The organism is Chryseobacterium sp. Y16C (assembly GCF_022488405.1).
GTDB lineage: Bacteria > Bacteroidota > Bacteroidia > Flavobacteriales > Weeksellaceae > Chryseobacterium > Chryseobacterium geocarposphaerae.
In genome coordinates, this window is record NZ_CP092711.1 from 4,200,906 (window position 1) to 4,216,040 (window position 15,135).

Sequence of the window (15,135 nt, forward strand, 5' to 3'; positions counted from 1 at the left end):
AAATGAACAAAATATATCTTGATAACGCTGCAACTACGCCTCTTTCTGAAGAAGTGATCGATGCTATGGTAGCTACCATGAAAATGAATTTTGGAAACCCTTCCTCTACGCACAGTTTTGGACAGGAAGCAAAAATTCTTATCGAAAATGTAAGAAGGCAGGTTGCTGATTATCTTCATGTGACTCCCGCTGAAATTATTTTTACTTCTTGCGGAACAGAATCTAACAACATGATTATTAAATCAAGTGTTGAGCATCTTGGAGTAGAAAGAATCATCAGTTCACCGTTGGAACACAAATGTGTGTCTGAAAGTGTTCTGGATATGAAGAATAGAAAAGGGGTGGAGGTAAACTATATCCGTCCGAACGAAAAAGGAGATATTGATCTTACTAAATTGGAAGAGCTTTTAAAAGCTTCAGATAAAAAAACATTGGTTACCTTAATGCATGCCAATAATGAGATCGGAAACATACTGGATATAAAAAAAGTAGCAGAATTGTGTAAAGCTCACAGCGCTCTTTTCCATTCAGATACGGTACAGACGATGGCTCATATGAATTTGGATTTCTCTGATATTCAGGTTGATTTTGCATCTTGTAGTGCTCATAAATTCCATGGTCCGAAAGGAGTAGGTTTTGCTTTTATCAGAAAATCAAGTGGTTTAAAAGGAATTATTACAGGAGGGCCTCAGGAAAGAAGTTTGAGAGCCGGAACTGAAAATGTTGCGGGAATCGTTGGCTTAGGAAAAGCCTTAGAGCTTTCTTTAAACAATATGGAAGCGTATACCAACCATATGCAGGAAATAAAGAGCTATGCAGAAGAAAGACTTACAGCGGAAATTCCAGGGATTAAATTCAACGGGAGAAGTGCAGAGAAGGAAAACAGTCTTTATACAGTTTTAAGTGCATTATTGCCTTATAAAAACCCTTTAATTGGGCTTCAGCTGGATATGAAAGGAATTGCTATTTCTCAGGGAAGTGCGTGTTCATCAGGAGCATCAAAACCTTCAATGGTAATGATGATGGTATTATCAGAAGACGAAATGGATCATTGCACACCGCTTCGTATCTCTTTCAGCCATTTAACCACTAAAGAAGATATTGACGCTCTGGTAACAGCTTTGAAAGAAATCTCTAAAGATTTCGTTATAGAAAATACAAATGTTGAGCATAGATAGGTCTATTGCTCAAAAAGCGTAATTTTGAATATCCAATTTAAACGGAAAAAGAAAAAATAATATTAATTAAAATAAAAGAAACAAAAATGGCTTTAGAAATTACAGATAGCTCATTTCAGGAAACGGTTTTGAAATCAGACAAACCGGTATTAGTAGACTTTTGGGCTGTATGGTGCGGACCGTGCAGAACATTGGGACCAATCATTGAAGAAGTAGCAACTGACTTTGATGGAAAAGCAATCGTAGGAAAAGTAGATGTAGACAACAACCAGGAAATTTCTATGCAATATGGTATCAGAAATATCCCAACTGTTTTAATTTTCAAAAACGGTGAAGTGGTAGATAAATTGGTTGGGGTAGCACCAAAAGAGGTGATCGCTGAAAAATTAAGCGCACACTTGTAAAAAAATAAGTTTGATAATGAATGCCTTCCATTTTTGGGAGGCTTTTTTTTAAAAATAATTTGCTGGTAAGGAAAAAAGTTGTAGTTTTGCAATCACAAAAAAGAAACGAAGTTCTTTAGGAAAAATGATCCGGTAGTTCAGCTGGTTAGAATGCCGCCCTGTCACGGCGGAGGTCGCGGGTTCGAGTCCCGTCCGGATCGCAACTACAATATCAAAGTAGTGCAAAAAGCTTTAAAACATATGTTTTAAAGCTTTTTTCGTTTTATGTCTATTCAAAGAAAGTTAAAAAAGCACAATTTGAAAGTGACCTATTCAGTGACCTGTTAAAATAGGTTTAAAAAGGTCACTGAAAATTCAACAAACCCTGTTCAGTAGCTAGTTCAGGAACTGAATATCTTGTGATAAGTTTTTGCTAAGATTAATTTTAAATCTCAAACCCTTTACGAAATGAACAAGACATTCAATTTACTTTTCTATGTAAAAAAAGCTAAAATCAATTCTTTAGGAGAGTCTCCTATTTACTTACGAATTACAATTGATGGCAAGATATCCGAGATAAGCACAAAACGTACAGTAAAGGCTTCAAAATGGAATTCTGCAATGCAGAAGGTTAGTGGCTCTTCTGAAGAATTTAGATCACTTAATTTTTATTTGAAAACTTTTGAGCAGAAAGTTTATGATGCCTATCACGAATTAATCAGAGATAAGGAAACAGTAACTTGTGAGACTCTTAAAAATAAGTTAGTTGGTAAAGGTAAATTGACCAGAATGCTCATTCCTATTTTTCAGGATCATAATGATCGAATGGAGAAACTGATTGAAAAAGAATTTGCACAAGGAACATTGACACGTTATAAAACATGTCTCAAACATACAAAAGATTTCTTGAAATGGAAATATAGTATTACCGACATTGAAATTAAAAAGATTGATTATGCTTTTCTAAATGATTTTGAATTTTTTTTAAGAACCGAGAGATCCTGCAACAATAATTCTGCTGTTAAGTATATTAAGAATTTTGGTAAGATTGTTCGTATTTGTCTTGCGAATGGATGGATAGAGCGAGACCCTTTTATGAACTATCATTCTAAGTTTAATGAAGTGACGAGAATGTTTCTTAATGAACAGGAAATTGAAGTGCTTTTTACCAAAGATTTTACAAATGAGAGATTGTCTTTGGTTAGAGATATTTTTCTGTTCAGCTGTTTCACCGGACTGGCGTACATTGATACCCAAAAACTAACATATCAAAATATCAATTTAGGTCTTGATGGCTCTCAATGGATTTATACCAAACGTCAGAAAACTAAAACTACTTCTAATATTCCCATACTTTCTCAAACAGAGAAAATTATTAAAAAATACAAAAATCATCCGGCTTGCCTTAATAGTGGAAAACTTCTGCCTATTCTTAGTAATCAAAAGATGAATGCCTATTTGAAAGAAATTGCAGATCTGTGTGGTATCAATAAGGAATTAACTTACCATATTGCACGCCACACTTTTGCAACAACCGTTACTTTATCTAACGGGGTCTCTATTGAAAGTGTAAGTAAAATGCTAGGTCATAAAAGTATTAAAACTACGCAGCATTATGCGAAGATATTAGATAGCAAAGTTAGTGAGGACATGATGTTACTTAAACAAAAATATCTTGACAAAAGAATGTAAAAAGATTTCTGAGATAATTAAATTATCAGACAAAGATAGTTGTATAGAGGATCTATATTCGAAGTTGATATGCCTTGTAAAGTAATGATACAGTTTTTTTAAAAAGATATTGAAATTTGTCTGTTAAGATTTCAAAAATGTCTTGAAGAAGACAAAACTTAAGTTCGACATCCTAAAAAAGCTGCTAGTCATCTTTTGTTAATAATCTTCATATATTTTTTATTTATATATCTTTCGATTTCCAAGAGAGATCGTAAGATTTGAATTTAGCAAAAAACATCCTAATATTTTTCCTGTAGGGAGTTGTGTGAGGTTAGCGGAGTATTTTTTATTGAAAAAGAAATCCAGCTTAATGATCAGAAAGAAAAACATTTTTTTCCAGAGATATCCTGTATTTATAAGTAAAGTTGTGAGAGATATAGCATCCTTCTTAGTGTCTAATAATTAGAAACAAAAGGAATGAGAGCTTCACATTCATTTATCACTGGATTTATGCGAGAAGATTGTCTTTAAAAGTTGTAAAGAAAAAATTTTAGAAAATTATTAATAATGTGTATGATTTTGTCTCAAAGATGGTAACAAGTTCAAAATATAATTTTATAAAAAATAGAAGTTATATCCTGATACCTTTTTTAAATATAATTTGTAAAAAGCTATTAAATCTTTTTGTATTTCAAATTTAATATCGTAATATTGCGATATTAAATAATTAAGTATGGGGCTTACAAAATCAGATATGTTTTCAGATGAACAAAATAAATTAGCTTCTTTGTTTAAAGTTTTTGGACATCCTGCAAGGGTAGCTATACTTCAATATATTATCAATCAAAAATCCTGCATTTGCAATGATTTGGTGGATAAATTAGGTTTGGCGCAAGCGACAATCTCGCAGCATTTAAAAGAGTTGAAATATATGGGTATTATACAGGGTACAATAGATGGAAAATCAGTTTGTTATTGTATAGAAGAAAAGAAATGGAAAGAGATACAAGAGTATTTCAATCAATTCTTTGAACAGGAAGTAAAAGTAAATCAATGCTGTTAAAGGCATTTTTTTACATTCCTTAATATCGTTATATTGCAATATTATGTATCGATTAAATTTGTATATCAAAAATAGAATTCCAAAGTATAGAAAAATATCATAATAAAATAGAAGATTTATGAAACTATCAGACATCAAAGAAATCTTACCAACATTAGATAATGTTGAATTTCAATTAGAGAACGGAATATTTGTACCAGAACACTTTCACGTTACAGAAGTGGGTGTAATTACAAAGAATTTCATCGATTGTGGTGGAACAATCAGAAATGAAAAAGTGGTCAACTTTCAATTATGGAATGCAGATGATTACGAGCATAGATTAAAGCCGACCAAACTATTAAACATCATCAAGTTATCTGAAGAAAAATTGGGAATGGAAGATGCTGAGATAGAAGTAGAATATCAAAGCGGAACAATTGGCAAGTACGATTTGGAGTTTAACGGGAAAACATTTGTACTAAAAAATAAAACGACTGCGTGTTTGGCTCAGGATGCTTGTGGCATTCCTTCAGAGAAACAAAAGAAAAATTTGACTGAATTATCTGTAAACAATTCAAACGCTTGTACGCCAGGAGGTGGTTGTTGTTAATATCTTAATAAGTAAAACAAAATTCAAAACATAAAAATCAATAAAAATGAAAATTGCATTATTCAGCGACATTCACGCCAATCTACCTGCCTTAGAAGCATTCTTTGAAGATGTAGAAAAAAGAAACCCCGACAGTATTTATTGCTTAGGCGATTTGGTAGGTTATAATATTTGGGCAAATGAAGTTGTAAACGAAATCCGTAAAAGGAAAATACCAACCATTGCAGGAAATTATGATTTTGGCATCGGGCGTATGAGCAACGATTGTGGATGTGCGTACAAAACAGACGGGGAAAAAGATAATGGGAAAATCTCTATTTCATTTACCAACTCTATTATGAAAGATGAAGAAAGAGCCTATTTGCGTACACTTCCTGCACATATCAAAGTAGAATTTCAATTGAATGAAGATAAGCTCAATTTATTATTAGTACACGGAAGTCCAAGAAAAATAAATGAATATTTATTTGAGGATAGAGAAGAAAAAAGTATGCTCAGAATTATGGAACAGGCGGACGCGGACATTTTGTGTTTCGGGCATACACACAAGCCATACCACCGTATTTTAAATTCTGGTATTGACGGAAAAAATCATTTCAGACACGCCATCAATATTGGTTCGGTAGGTAAACCTAAAGATAATGATGTAAGAGGTGGCTACGTGATGCTTACAATCAATGAAGATAGTTCAGTACTAGATAAAGATAGTATCAGTGTAGAATTTATACGCTTTGATTATGATATTGAAAAATCAGCAAAAGCAGTTGAAGAAAGCCCACTACCAAACGAATACGCAGAAAATTTAAGAAGAGGTTATTAATCCTAAAAATGATAAAAAGGAACTTCCAAACGATATAAAGTATTCAAAAGAACATACTTGAATTAAAGTACAAGAGAATATTGGTACAATAGGCATCACAGAATTTGCACAAAGTGAATTGGGCGAAATTGTAAATGCAGACTTACCGAATGTTGGATATAATTTTCAGCAGGATGAAGTATTCGGCTCTGTTGAAGCGGTTAAAACGGTCAGGGATTTATTTATGCCCGTATCGGGTAAAATCATTGAAACAATCGACCTACTATTGAAAGCACCTACACTTATCAATGACAACCCATATAAAGATGGTTGGTTGATAAAAATTGAAATCAAAGACCTTACAGAATTAGAAAACTTATTGACAGCAAACCAATATAAAGAACTTACAAATTAGCAACGCTATGCAACCAAAACTAAAATTTCTTGACCGTTACCTTACCTTATGGATATTCCTTGCAATGGCAGTTGGTATAGGATTGGGACATTTCTTTCCGGGTATTTCAAAAATTACGGATGCTCTTTCAGCCGGCACCACAAACATTCCTTTGGCAATAGGTCTGATACTGATGATGTACCCACCATTGGCAAAAGTAGATTACTCATTATTGCCCCAAGCATTTAAGGATAAAAAAGTAATCGGCATATCGTTGTTTCTGAATTGGATTATCGGTACTTTGCTGATGTTCGGATTAGCCGTTTTGTTTCTACGAAATGAACCCGATTATATGACAGGCTTGATACTGATAGGTTTGGCAAGATGTATCGCAATGGTAATCGTATGGAGTGATTTAGCTAAAGCAAACAGAGAATATACAGCTATGTTAGTGGCATTAAATAGTATCTTCCAGATGCTTTCTTATAGCTTCTTAGTTTGGTTATTTATTAATGTGTTACCGAGTAAATTAGGATTGGCAAATTTCAATGTAAGTGTATCAATGAAAGATGTTACAATAAGCGTATTGATATATTTAGGCATTCCATTCTTAGCGGGTTTTATAAGCCGTTATGCATTGGTAAAATCAAAAGGGATAGAATGGTATAACAGGGAATTTGTACCCAAAATATCGCCCATTACATTATATGCTTTACTGTTTACCATAGTATTAATGTTCAGCTTGAAAGGCGATAAAATATTAGAGTTACCAATGGATGTAATAAAAGTAGCCATACCACTAATTATCTATTTTATACTAATGTTCTTCGTTAGTTTCTTTATCAATAAAGCCTTAAAAATTCCTTACGACAAAAACGCATCCATCGCATTTACAGCCACAGGAAACAATTTTGAATTGGCTATAGCAGTAGCAATATCTATTTTCGGTATCTATTCCCCACAAGCATTTGTGGGAGTTATTGGACCGTTGGTAGAAGTTCCCGTCTTGATACTATTGGTAAAGGTAAGTTTGTGGTTAAACGTGAGAGATAGTAAAAAAAAAATGAGTTAAATTTGAATAGTACAAAAAATTAAAGAGATATGTCATTATCTGATAGAAAAAATCATTGGGAAAAAATATACAATACCAAAGCTTTGGAAGAAGTAAGCTGGTATCAGCCTACACCCGAAACGTCATTAGCATTTATTAAAGAATTCAATGTATCAAAAACGGCCAAAATAATTGATATTGGCGGAGGAGATAGTTTTTTTGTTGATCACTTGCTTGACTTGGGTTATCAGGACATTACAGTTTTAGACATATCAGAGACAGCACTTAGTAAAGCTAAGCAACGACTTGGCGAAAAGTCAAACCGTGTAAAATGGATAGTTGAAGATGCCAGTACATTTAAACCCACAGAACAATATGATTTTTGGCACGACAGGGCTGCTTTTCATTTTTTGACAGAGGATAATGAAATTGAAAGCTACATCGATACGGTTAAACAGAACATTAAACCAACAGGAATTTTGGTAATCGGGAGCTTTTCAGAACAAGGTCCGATAAAATGTAGTGGTATTGAAATCAAACAGTATTCTGAAAGTTCATTGGAAAGTCGCTTTAAGGAACATTTCAATAAAATAGAATGCTTTACCGTAGACCACAGAACACCTTTTAATACCAATCAGAACTTTGTGTTTTGCAGTTTTAGAAGAAAAAGATGAGTTGGAATAAAAATATCGATAAAAAAATGAAATGGCAGATCTTATCAAAGTTTCACCATTCATTTTAGTTTGTTGATGTAGTAGACAGACAGCTTCACAGTATCATTAGTCAAAAATAAAACAGATGAAAAATCTACATTTGATTGTCGTTTGTTAATAGTTGCGAAATTTAAAAAGTTTATTAATAATAAGTTTTTGTTTTTCAAGAATTTTTATTTTAAAAGTTTTTAGAATATTTAGTTAAACTTTGAAAAATATATTTATATTTGTAAAGTGAGATTAGTTAAGTTCTTTTTAATTATTTATTTCATGGTGCTTGCCGTAGTGCCTTGTAGTGATATCCATGCGCAGTCTCCAAATAATTCTAAAGATTCTTACAGTACTATTAGCAATTCTGAAGATTCTCATTCTAAAGACAAAGGAGATATTTGTTCTCCATTATGTACCTGTAACTGTTGTCAGATAACAGTAGCATCTTCTAAAATAGAGCCTTTAATGCCTTTATCACAAAAGGTAACCGAATATTTCTCAAAAAAAATTCATTTTCAAAAAAATGATTTTGCTCATTTGGTGTATGACCAGATTTGGCAACCCCCTAAAATTTAATTTTTATTGATTTAATGTAAGACGTGTGTCTTTCATCATTTTGTCGTGGAAACTTTGCAATATCATTGCATCGTGTTTCCGCTCATCTTTGTCGTTCATAATTCATCCTTTTTTTTTGATGAAATGAGCTCGACATTCAATAAAATTTAAATCCAATGTTAGATAATATCATAAGATTTAGCATCAAAAATAAAATCATCATAGGCTTGATGACTTTGATGTTAGTCATTTGGGGTGCTTGGAGCGCCACAAAATTACCTATTGATGCCGTACCGGACATCACCAACAATCAGGTACAGATTATTACAGTTTGCCCGACGCTTGCAGGACAGGAAGTGGAGCAACTCGTTACTTTTCCAATCGAGCAAAGTATTGCCAATGTCCCAAATATTGAAGAAACAAGAAGTATTTCAAGGTTTGGGCTATCAGTTATTACCGTTGTTTTCAAAGAAGATGTAGACGTTTATTTTGCCCGTCAGTTAATCAGCGAACAATTAAAAAGAGCTGCCGAAGAAATTCCGAAAGGTGTGGGAACACCTGAAATGGCTCCTGTAAGTACAGGTTTGGGCGAAGTCTATCAATATATTCTTCACCCTAAAAAAGGCAGTGAGAAAAAATACAGCAGTAAGGAGCTAAGAACAATGCAGGACTGGATTGTCCGCAGACAGCTTAACGGAACTCCTGGTGTTGCGGAAATTAACAGCTTTGGAGGAGAGTTGAAACAGTATGAAGTTGCAGTAAATCCAAACCGTCTAAAAGCAATGGGAGTAAGTATTACAGATATATTTACTGCTTTAGAGAAAAACAATCAAAACACCGGAGGTGCTTATATTGATAAAAAGCCGAATGCCTATTTTATTCGTGGAATCGGAATCGTTACTTCGATTGAAGATGTAAAAAATATAGCTGTCAAAAATGAAACGGGTAGTGTTCCGATTTTCATTAAAGATGTAGCCAATGTTGGCTTAGGCCACGCAGTCCGTTATGGAGCTTTGACTTATAATGGCGAAGTAGATGCAGTGGGAGGTGTAATTATGATGCTGAAAGGCGCCAATAGTAATGAAGTCGTTCAAAGAGTTAAAGAAAAAATTCCTACCATTCAGAAATCGCTTCCGGCAGATGTTGTGATTGAGCCATTTTTGGACAGAACAGATCTGGTAGGAAGAGCAATCAGTACTGTAGAAAAAAACCTGATTGAAGGAGCATTGATCGTAATCTTTGTCTTGGTTATTTTCCTTGGAAATTTAAGAGCTGGTTTGATTGTAGCTTCAGCAATTCCCCTTTCATTGCTATTTGCTTTAGGAATGATGAATGTTTTTGGGGTAAGCGCCAACCTGATGAGTTTAGGAGCTATTGATTTTGGTTTGATTGTAGATGGTGCAGTGATTATTGTCGAAGCCACCCTTCATCATCTTGGAATGAGAAAAAGTATGAAGGTAATGACTCAAAATGAAATGGATGAAGAGGTTTTCCTTTCTGCGTCAAAGATTAGAAGCAGTGCTGCATTCGGAGAGATCATTATTTTAATCGTTTATATTCCGATTCTAACTTTAGTGGGTGTTGAAGGTAAAATGTTCACACCAATGGCTAAGACAGTAGGGTTTGCAATTCTAGGAGCTTTGATTTTGTCACTGACTTACATTCCTATGATGAGTGCCTTGATCTTATCAAAAAAACCTTCTCATAAAGAGACTTTCTCAGATAAGATGATGAACAGACTCCAAAAAATCTATCAGCCTCTTTTGGAAAAAGCTTTGAAAATTAAATATTGGCTGGTGGGAGTAACAGTTGCCATATTTGCCGTTGCAGTTCTGATTTTTGGTAGAATGGGAGGAGAATTTATTCCTCAATTACAGGAAGGAGATTTTGCTTTTCACTGTATTTTACCACAGGGAAGTTCTTTAAGTCAAAGTATAGAAACTTCAATGCAGGCTTCAAGAATTATCAAGCAATTCGATGAGGTAAAAATGGTTGTCGGAAAAACAGGAGCTGCAGAAGTCCCTACTGATCCTATGCCGCCGGAAGCCACGGATATGATTGTCGTACTAAAACCACAGGATGAATGGAAAACCAAGAAATCCTATGAACAATTAGCCGACGAAATTTCTGAAAAACTGGAAACCATTCCAGGAGTTTTCTTTGAAAAAAACCAGCCGATCCAAATGCGTTTTAATGAACTAATGACCGGTATCAGACAGGACGTTGCGGTGAAGATATTTGGTGAGAATTTAGATTCATTGGCAATTTATGCAGATAAAACAGCAAAAGTTATTCAATTGGTTCAGGGAGCAACTTCCCCACAAATAGAACGTGTTAGTGGGCTACCGCAGATTAATGTGGAATATGACAGAACAAGAATGGCCAATTATGGACTGAATATTCAGGATGTTAACAGTGCTGTAAGTACTGCATTTGCAGGACAGGCAGCAGGGCAGGTTTTCGAAAATGAAAGAAGATTCGATCTTGTTGTCCGTTTAGACAGTCTGAACAGAACTAATATCGATGATGTAAATAACCTGATGATCTCCACCAATTCCGGAGTGCAGGTTCCTCTTTCACAGGTGGCAAATGTCAGTTATAAATTAGGTCCCGCACAAATCAGTCGTGAGGCAGGAAAAAGAAGAATTGTTATCGGTTTCAATGTCAAAGGCAGAGATGTTGAAAGCGTTGTGGAAGATATTCAGAAAAAGCTGGATCAACAGGTTAAACTTCCGTCGGGATATTATTTCACCTATGGTGGTCAGTTTGAAAATCTAAAGGCGGCGAGCGCAAGGTTGATGATTGCTGTTCCTGTGTCGTTGCTACTGATCTTTATGCTTTTATATTTTACATTTCACTCTTTTAAACAGGCTGCGCTAATTTTTACAGCCATTCCAATGAGTGCTATTGGTGGTGTTTTCGCTTTAATATTAAGAGATATGCCATTCAGTATCAGTGCAGGAATTGGATTTATTGCTTTATTTGGAGTTGCGGTTTTGAACGGAATTGTTTTGATAGGCACTTTCAACCAACTGGAAAAAGAAGGCGAAACCGATATTCTAAAGCGCGTATTGGTAGGTGCCAAAACGAGGTTGAGACCCGTTTTGATGACAGCGACGGTGGCTTCATTAGGATTTTTGCCAATGGCAATTTCTACGGGAGCAGGAGCAGAAGTTCAGAAACCACTGGCAACAGTTGTTATTGGAGGTTTGGTAACAGCTACATTCCTGACATTATTTGTATTGCCTATGCTTTATATTATTTTTAATACAAAAATCAACATAAAGAAAATAGGTAATAAATCAGTTGCAACACTTGTGATATTAGGATTCTTATTTTTAGGTCAGACTTTTAAAGCACAGCAGGGTAATCCGTTGAGTCTTGAGGAGGCTACCAAGATGGCGCTAACCAACAATAACCTGATGAAGTCAAAAGATCTGGATATTAAGGCCACGGAAGCATTATTGCCTACCGCCAAAGAACTTCCTAAAATGAATGCAGATATGCAATTGGGACAGTATAACTCGAAAAAGTTTGATCAAATGTTTTCCATTTCTCAGACAATTCCATTTCCCAGCTTATTTAAAGCCAAAAAAGACCTTATTAACGAGCAGGTGAAAGGTAAACAAATAAGTAAAGAGGTGTCTGCAAATGAACTCGCTAAACAGGTTAGAACATATTATTATCAGATTGAGTACTTGCAGTACAATCAGACAAAACTTCAAAACCTGGACAGCTTATATACCGATTTTATTAGAATTGCAACAGTTAGGTTTAAAGCGGGAGATGTTAAAAAAATTGAAATTAATACCGCTGAAACGCAGAAAGGAGAAATTAATCTGTTACTCAAACAAAATTGGGTGTATTTGATTAATGCTTACAAAAACCTAAAGGCACTTTTAAATACTTCTGAGGATTTTACCATATTATATGATGAGAATTATCATCCTCTGAAAGCGGATTATGTTCTGGACAGTACTGTTGTTGCAAGACATCCTACGGTAAGGGCTTTTTATCAGGATATGGAGATTGCTGAGAAAAACAAAAAGGTTGAAAAGTCCCTAGGTTTACCGGATTTCACAATAGGTTATACAAATCAGTCACTGATTGGTTTTCAGACTGTAAATGGAATGGATCAATATTTTAACGGTGGAAACAGATTTCATTCTGCAACAATTGGAGTTTCTATTCCATTAACTTTTGGTGCAACCAAGGCGAGAATTCGTTCACTGGATTATCAAAAGCAAATGGCGGAGTCCAATGCGAAGTTTCAGCAAAAACAATTGGAAGCACAGCTTGAAAATGCTTTGAACCAATATCAGCAAAATATAAAACAGTATGATTACTATGTCAATCTGGCTATTCCAAATGCTGAGAAGATTACAAAAGCAGGGCAGTTGGGATATAAAACAGGGGAAATATCATATGTGGAATATCTTTTTGCTTTGCAGACTTCTACCAATATTCAGTTGAAATATCTGCAATCCATTCAGCAGGTCAATGAATCTGTCATTATCATTAATTCAATAATCAATCAATAAAATGAAATGCCTGTAATGCTATTAATTAATCAGTATTACAGGTACTTCATCTGACAAATAAATTTATAAAGATGAAAATCAAATATAGTATTGTATCTCTAGCTTTAATTTCACTTTTTGCTGTTAGTTGCGGAAAGAAAGATACAGCGGAAGCAACAACAGAAAAACCCAAAACAGAACAAGCTGAAGAGGGTGCTCACGAAGAAGGACCGAAAACTATTGCTGAACTTACAGAAGAACAAATGAAATCTGTAGGAGTCTTACTGGGACAAGTTGAAATGAAAGACCTAACGTCAACCATAAAAGCCAACGGATTGTTGAGGGTTCCTAATGATAAAAAAGCTACAGTGACCTCTTTATATGGAGGTGTTATTAAGACCATTAATTTTCAGATTGGTGATTATGTAAGAAAAGGGCAGGTGTTGGCAAGCATCAGTAATCCAGAATACATTCAGCTGCAGGAGCAATATTTAACCGTAAACAGTCGAATATCTTTTGCAGAGCAGGAATTCAGAAGGCAGAAAGAGCTATTTGACAATGATGCAGGAGCCAAAAAGAATCTACAGAGTTCTGATGCCGAACTGAAGAGTCTGAGAACACAAAGAGCATCTTTACAGAGACAACTTCAGCTGATGGGAATAAGCCCAGGAAAGGTTAATAACAGGAATCTACGTTCAGGATTGGTCATTACTGCTCCTATAAGTGGTATTATAAGTAATATCAATGCGCAGATAGGAAGTTATGTGGATGTTTCGTCTCCAGTTTTGGAAATGATTGATAACAGTTCGATTCATTTGGATCTTCAAGTTTTCGAAAGAGACCTTCCTAAAATGAAAGTAGGTCAAAATGTACAGTTTAAGCTGACCAATAACCCTGAAATGCTTTATAATGCAAAAGTTTATAGTATTGGTTCTTCTTTTGAAAATGAAAGCAAGACCATTTCTGTTCATGCCAATGTTACAGGAAATAAAGTGGGGTTGATCGACGGAATGAATATCACAGGTGTAATTAATCTTGAGAGTGCGACAACGCCTGCAGTTCCCGATGAGGCAATTGTAGAGGCTGACGGTAAGTTCTATGTATTTGTACAGACAGACAAAAAAGCTGAGGAGCATGAAGCTCTAGAGAAGGCAGATGATGATCATGGACATGGACATGATGAAGGAGAAGCTGAACACGGTCACAAAAATGAACAGGAAGCTGGAAATCACGCGAAAGAACAGGGGAAGAAAATGAATTTTGAAAAAGTTGAAGTGGCGAAAGGTTCATCAGAAATGGGCTATACCGCTATTACTCCTGTTACTGAAATTCCAAAAGATGCAAAGATTGTCGTTAAAGGAGCTTTCTTCGTGAATGCTAAACTATCGAACGCTGGAGATCATGGGCATTAGTAAACTCAAAGAGTGAAATTAACCTTAAGGTGTTTCACTCTTATTTAAAAATTAATGATTATGGCCTTAAAACAAGAACTTGAAAAACAAGGTAACTGGCTGTTCAGATACAGAAGTTTTTTACCGCTTATCATTCTTTTCATTGGTTTAGCAGTTTTTATTGAGACCAACTGGAACAGAAGTAGCTCTGAATGTAATGTTTATTATGAATTGTTTTGCCTCCTTATAAGTATTTTCGGATTAAGCATAAGAATTTACACAGTTGGTTTTACTCCAAAAAATACATCAGGCAGAAACACAAAAGCGGGTCAGGTGGCTGATGAATTAAATACAACAGGAATTTACAGTATTGTCAGAAATCCACTGTATCTCGGAAATTTCTTTATGTGGCTTGGTGTAGCTCTGTTTACTGAAAACATATGGTTTATAGTTTCATTCATCCTTTTTTATTGGATCTATTATGAAAGAATCATATTTGCTGAGGAGCAGTTTCTTGAAAGAAAATTTGGGGATTATTATATCAGGTGGACTGAAAGAGTACCTCCGTTTATACCTAATTTTTCATTGTTCAAAAGTAATCAGCTGAGGTTCAGTATCAGAAAAGTTTTGCTTAAAGAAAAAAACGGACTTTTTGCCATCTTTCTGATTTTTACTGTATTTGATCTTACGGCAGAAGTTATGAATAACCACCTTCATTTCAATAATGTTTTTATTACAGGTTGCATAGTGACTATGCTGTTATATGTGGTCTTGAAAATAATAAAAAGAAATAAAGGGTTTTCCCTCGAAATTAAAAGGTAGAAAACATAT

At 34.7% G+C, this 15,135-nt stretch carries 13 protein-coding genes and 1 tRNA gene; all 14 read left to right on the forward strand.

All coding sequences use genetic code 11. From position 1 onward, the window contains the following. The first annotated feature begins 2 nt into the window (after positions 1–2). A complete protein-coding gene (locus MKS83_RS19075) occupies positions 3–1,178 on the forward strand; it encodes a cysteine desulfurase family protein (protein ID WP_240580927.1) in 1,176 nt (391 codons plus the stop codon). Between the two features lie 86 nt (positions 1,179–1,264). Continuing rightward, complete coding sequence (gene trxA / locus MKS83_RS19080; protein ID WP_100378006.1) at positions 1,265–1,582, forward strand: thioredoxin; 318 nt, start codon at positions 1,265–1,267, stop codon at positions 1,580–1,582. 126 nt (positions 1,583–1,708) lie between these two features. Next, a tRNA-Asp gene (locus MKS83_RS19085) sits at positions 1,709–1,782 on the forward strand. Between the two features lie 247 nt (positions 1,783–2,029). Continuing rightward, positions 2,030–3,253 carry a site-specific integrase gene (locus MKS83_RS19090; RefSeq protein WP_002981237.1) on the forward strand — a complete coding sequence of 408 codons (1,224 nt, stop codon included), beginning with the start codon at positions 2,030–2,032 and terminating at the stop codon, positions 3,251–3,253. A 715-nt stretch (positions 3,254–3,968) separates the two neighbouring features. Then, on the forward strand, positions 3,969–4,298 hold the full coding sequence (locus tag MKS83_RS19095) for an ArsR/SmtB family transcription factor (protein ID WP_002981234.1): 330 nt from the start codon (positions 3,969–3,971) through the stop codon (positions 4,296–4,298). A gap of 118 nt (positions 4,299–4,416) precedes the next feature. Continuing rightward, complete coding sequence (locus MKS83_RS19100; RefSeq protein ID WP_002981233.1) at positions 4,417–4,890, forward strand: DUF6428 family protein; 474 nt, start codon at positions 4,417–4,419, stop codon at positions 4,888–4,890. Between the two features lie 46 nt (positions 4,891–4,936). Beyond that, positions 4,937–5,710, forward strand: coding sequence for a metallophosphoesterase family protein (locus MKS83_RS19105; protein ID WP_002981231.1), 774 nt, complete (start codon positions 4,937–4,939; stop codon positions 5,708–5,710). 61 nt (positions 5,711–5,771) lie between these two features. Beyond that, entirely contained in the window at positions 5,772–6,104 is a 333-nt protein-coding gene (locus tag MKS83_RS19110; RefSeq protein WP_081457775.1) for a glycine cleavage system protein H, read from the forward strand. 7 nt (positions 6,105–6,111) lie between these two features. Then, positions 6,112–7,155 carry an ACR3 family arsenite efflux transporter gene (gene arsB, locus MKS83_RS19115; protein WP_002981227.1) on the forward strand — a complete coding sequence of 348 codons (1,044 nt, stop codon included), beginning with the start codon at positions 6,112–6,114 and terminating at the stop codon, positions 7,153–7,155. Between the two features lie 29 nt (positions 7,156–7,184). Next, a complete protein-coding gene (locus MKS83_RS19120; protein WP_002981225.1) occupies positions 7,185–7,808 on the forward strand; it encodes a class I SAM-dependent methyltransferase in 624 nt (207 codons plus the stop codon). 273 nt (positions 7,809–8,081) lie between these two features. Then, the gene (locus tag MKS83_RS19125; protein WP_228409064.1) at positions 8,082–8,414 is read left to right on the forward strand and encodes a DUF6660 family protein; all 333 of its coding nucleotides are present in this window, start codon (positions 8,082–8,084) and stop codon (positions 8,412–8,414) included. A gap of 155 nt (positions 8,415–8,569) precedes the next feature. Continuing rightward, a complete protein-coding gene (locus MKS83_RS19130; protein WP_027374942.1) occupies positions 8,570–12,934 on the forward strand; it encodes a CusA/CzcA family heavy metal efflux RND transporter in 4,365 nt (1,454 codons plus the stop codon). 71 nt (positions 12,935–13,005) lie between these two features. After that, the gene (locus tag MKS83_RS19135; RefSeq protein ID WP_002981220.1) at positions 13,006–14,325 is read left to right on the forward strand and encodes an efflux RND transporter periplasmic adaptor subunit; all 1,320 of its coding nucleotides are present in this window, start codon (positions 13,006–13,008) and stop codon (positions 14,323–14,325) included. A 60-nt stretch (positions 14,326–14,385) separates the two neighbouring features. Next, on the forward strand, positions 14,386–15,126 hold the full coding sequence (locus tag MKS83_RS19140; protein WP_034689560.1) for a methyltransferase family protein: 741 nt from the start codon (positions 14,386–14,388) through the stop codon (positions 15,124–15,126). Positions 15,127–15,135: the final 9 nt, after the last annotated feature.

Excerpts from the sequence above, each read along its gene's own strand:
- MKS83_RS19075 (WP_240580927.1), top strand. The coding sequence starts at position 3 with ATGAACAAAATATATCTTGATAACGCTGCAACTACGCCTCTTTCTGAA.
- trxA (WP_100378006.1), top strand. The coding sequence starts at position 1,265 with ATGGCTTTAGAAATTACAGATAGCTCATTTCAGGAAACGGTTTTGAAA.
- MKS83_RS19090 (WP_002981237.1), top strand. The coding sequence starts at position 2,030 with ATGAACAAGACATTCAATTTACTTTTCTATGTAAAAAAAGCTAAAATC.
- MKS83_RS19095 (WP_002981234.1), top strand. The coding sequence starts at position 3,969 with ATGGGGCTTACAAAATCAGATATGTTTTCAGATGAACAAAATAAATTA.
- MKS83_RS19100 (WP_002981233.1), top strand. The coding sequence starts at position 4,417 with ATGAAACTATCAGACATCAAAGAAATCTTACCAACATTAGATAATGTT.
- MKS83_RS19105 (WP_002981231.1), top strand. The coding sequence starts at position 4,937 with ATGAAAATTGCATTATTCAGCGACATTCACGCCAATCTACCTGCCTTA.
- arsB (WP_002981227.1), top strand. The coding sequence starts at position 6,112 with ATGCAACCAAAACTAAAATTTCTTGACCGTTACCTTACCTTATGGATA.
- MKS83_RS19120 (WP_002981225.1), top strand. The coding sequence starts at position 7,185 with ATGTCATTATCTGATAGAAAAAATCATTGGGAAAAAATATACAATACC.
- MKS83_RS19130 (WP_027374942.1), top strand. The coding sequence starts at position 8,570 with ATGTTAGATAATATCATAAGATTTAGCATCAAAAATAAAATCATCATA.
- MKS83_RS19135 (WP_002981220.1), top strand. The coding sequence starts at position 13,006 with ATGAAAATCAAATATAGTATTGTATCTCTAGCTTTAATTTCACTTTTT.
- MKS83_RS19140 (WP_034689560.1), top strand. The coding sequence starts at position 14,386 with ATGGCCTTAAAACAAGAACTTGAAAAACAAGGTAACTGGCTGTTCAGA.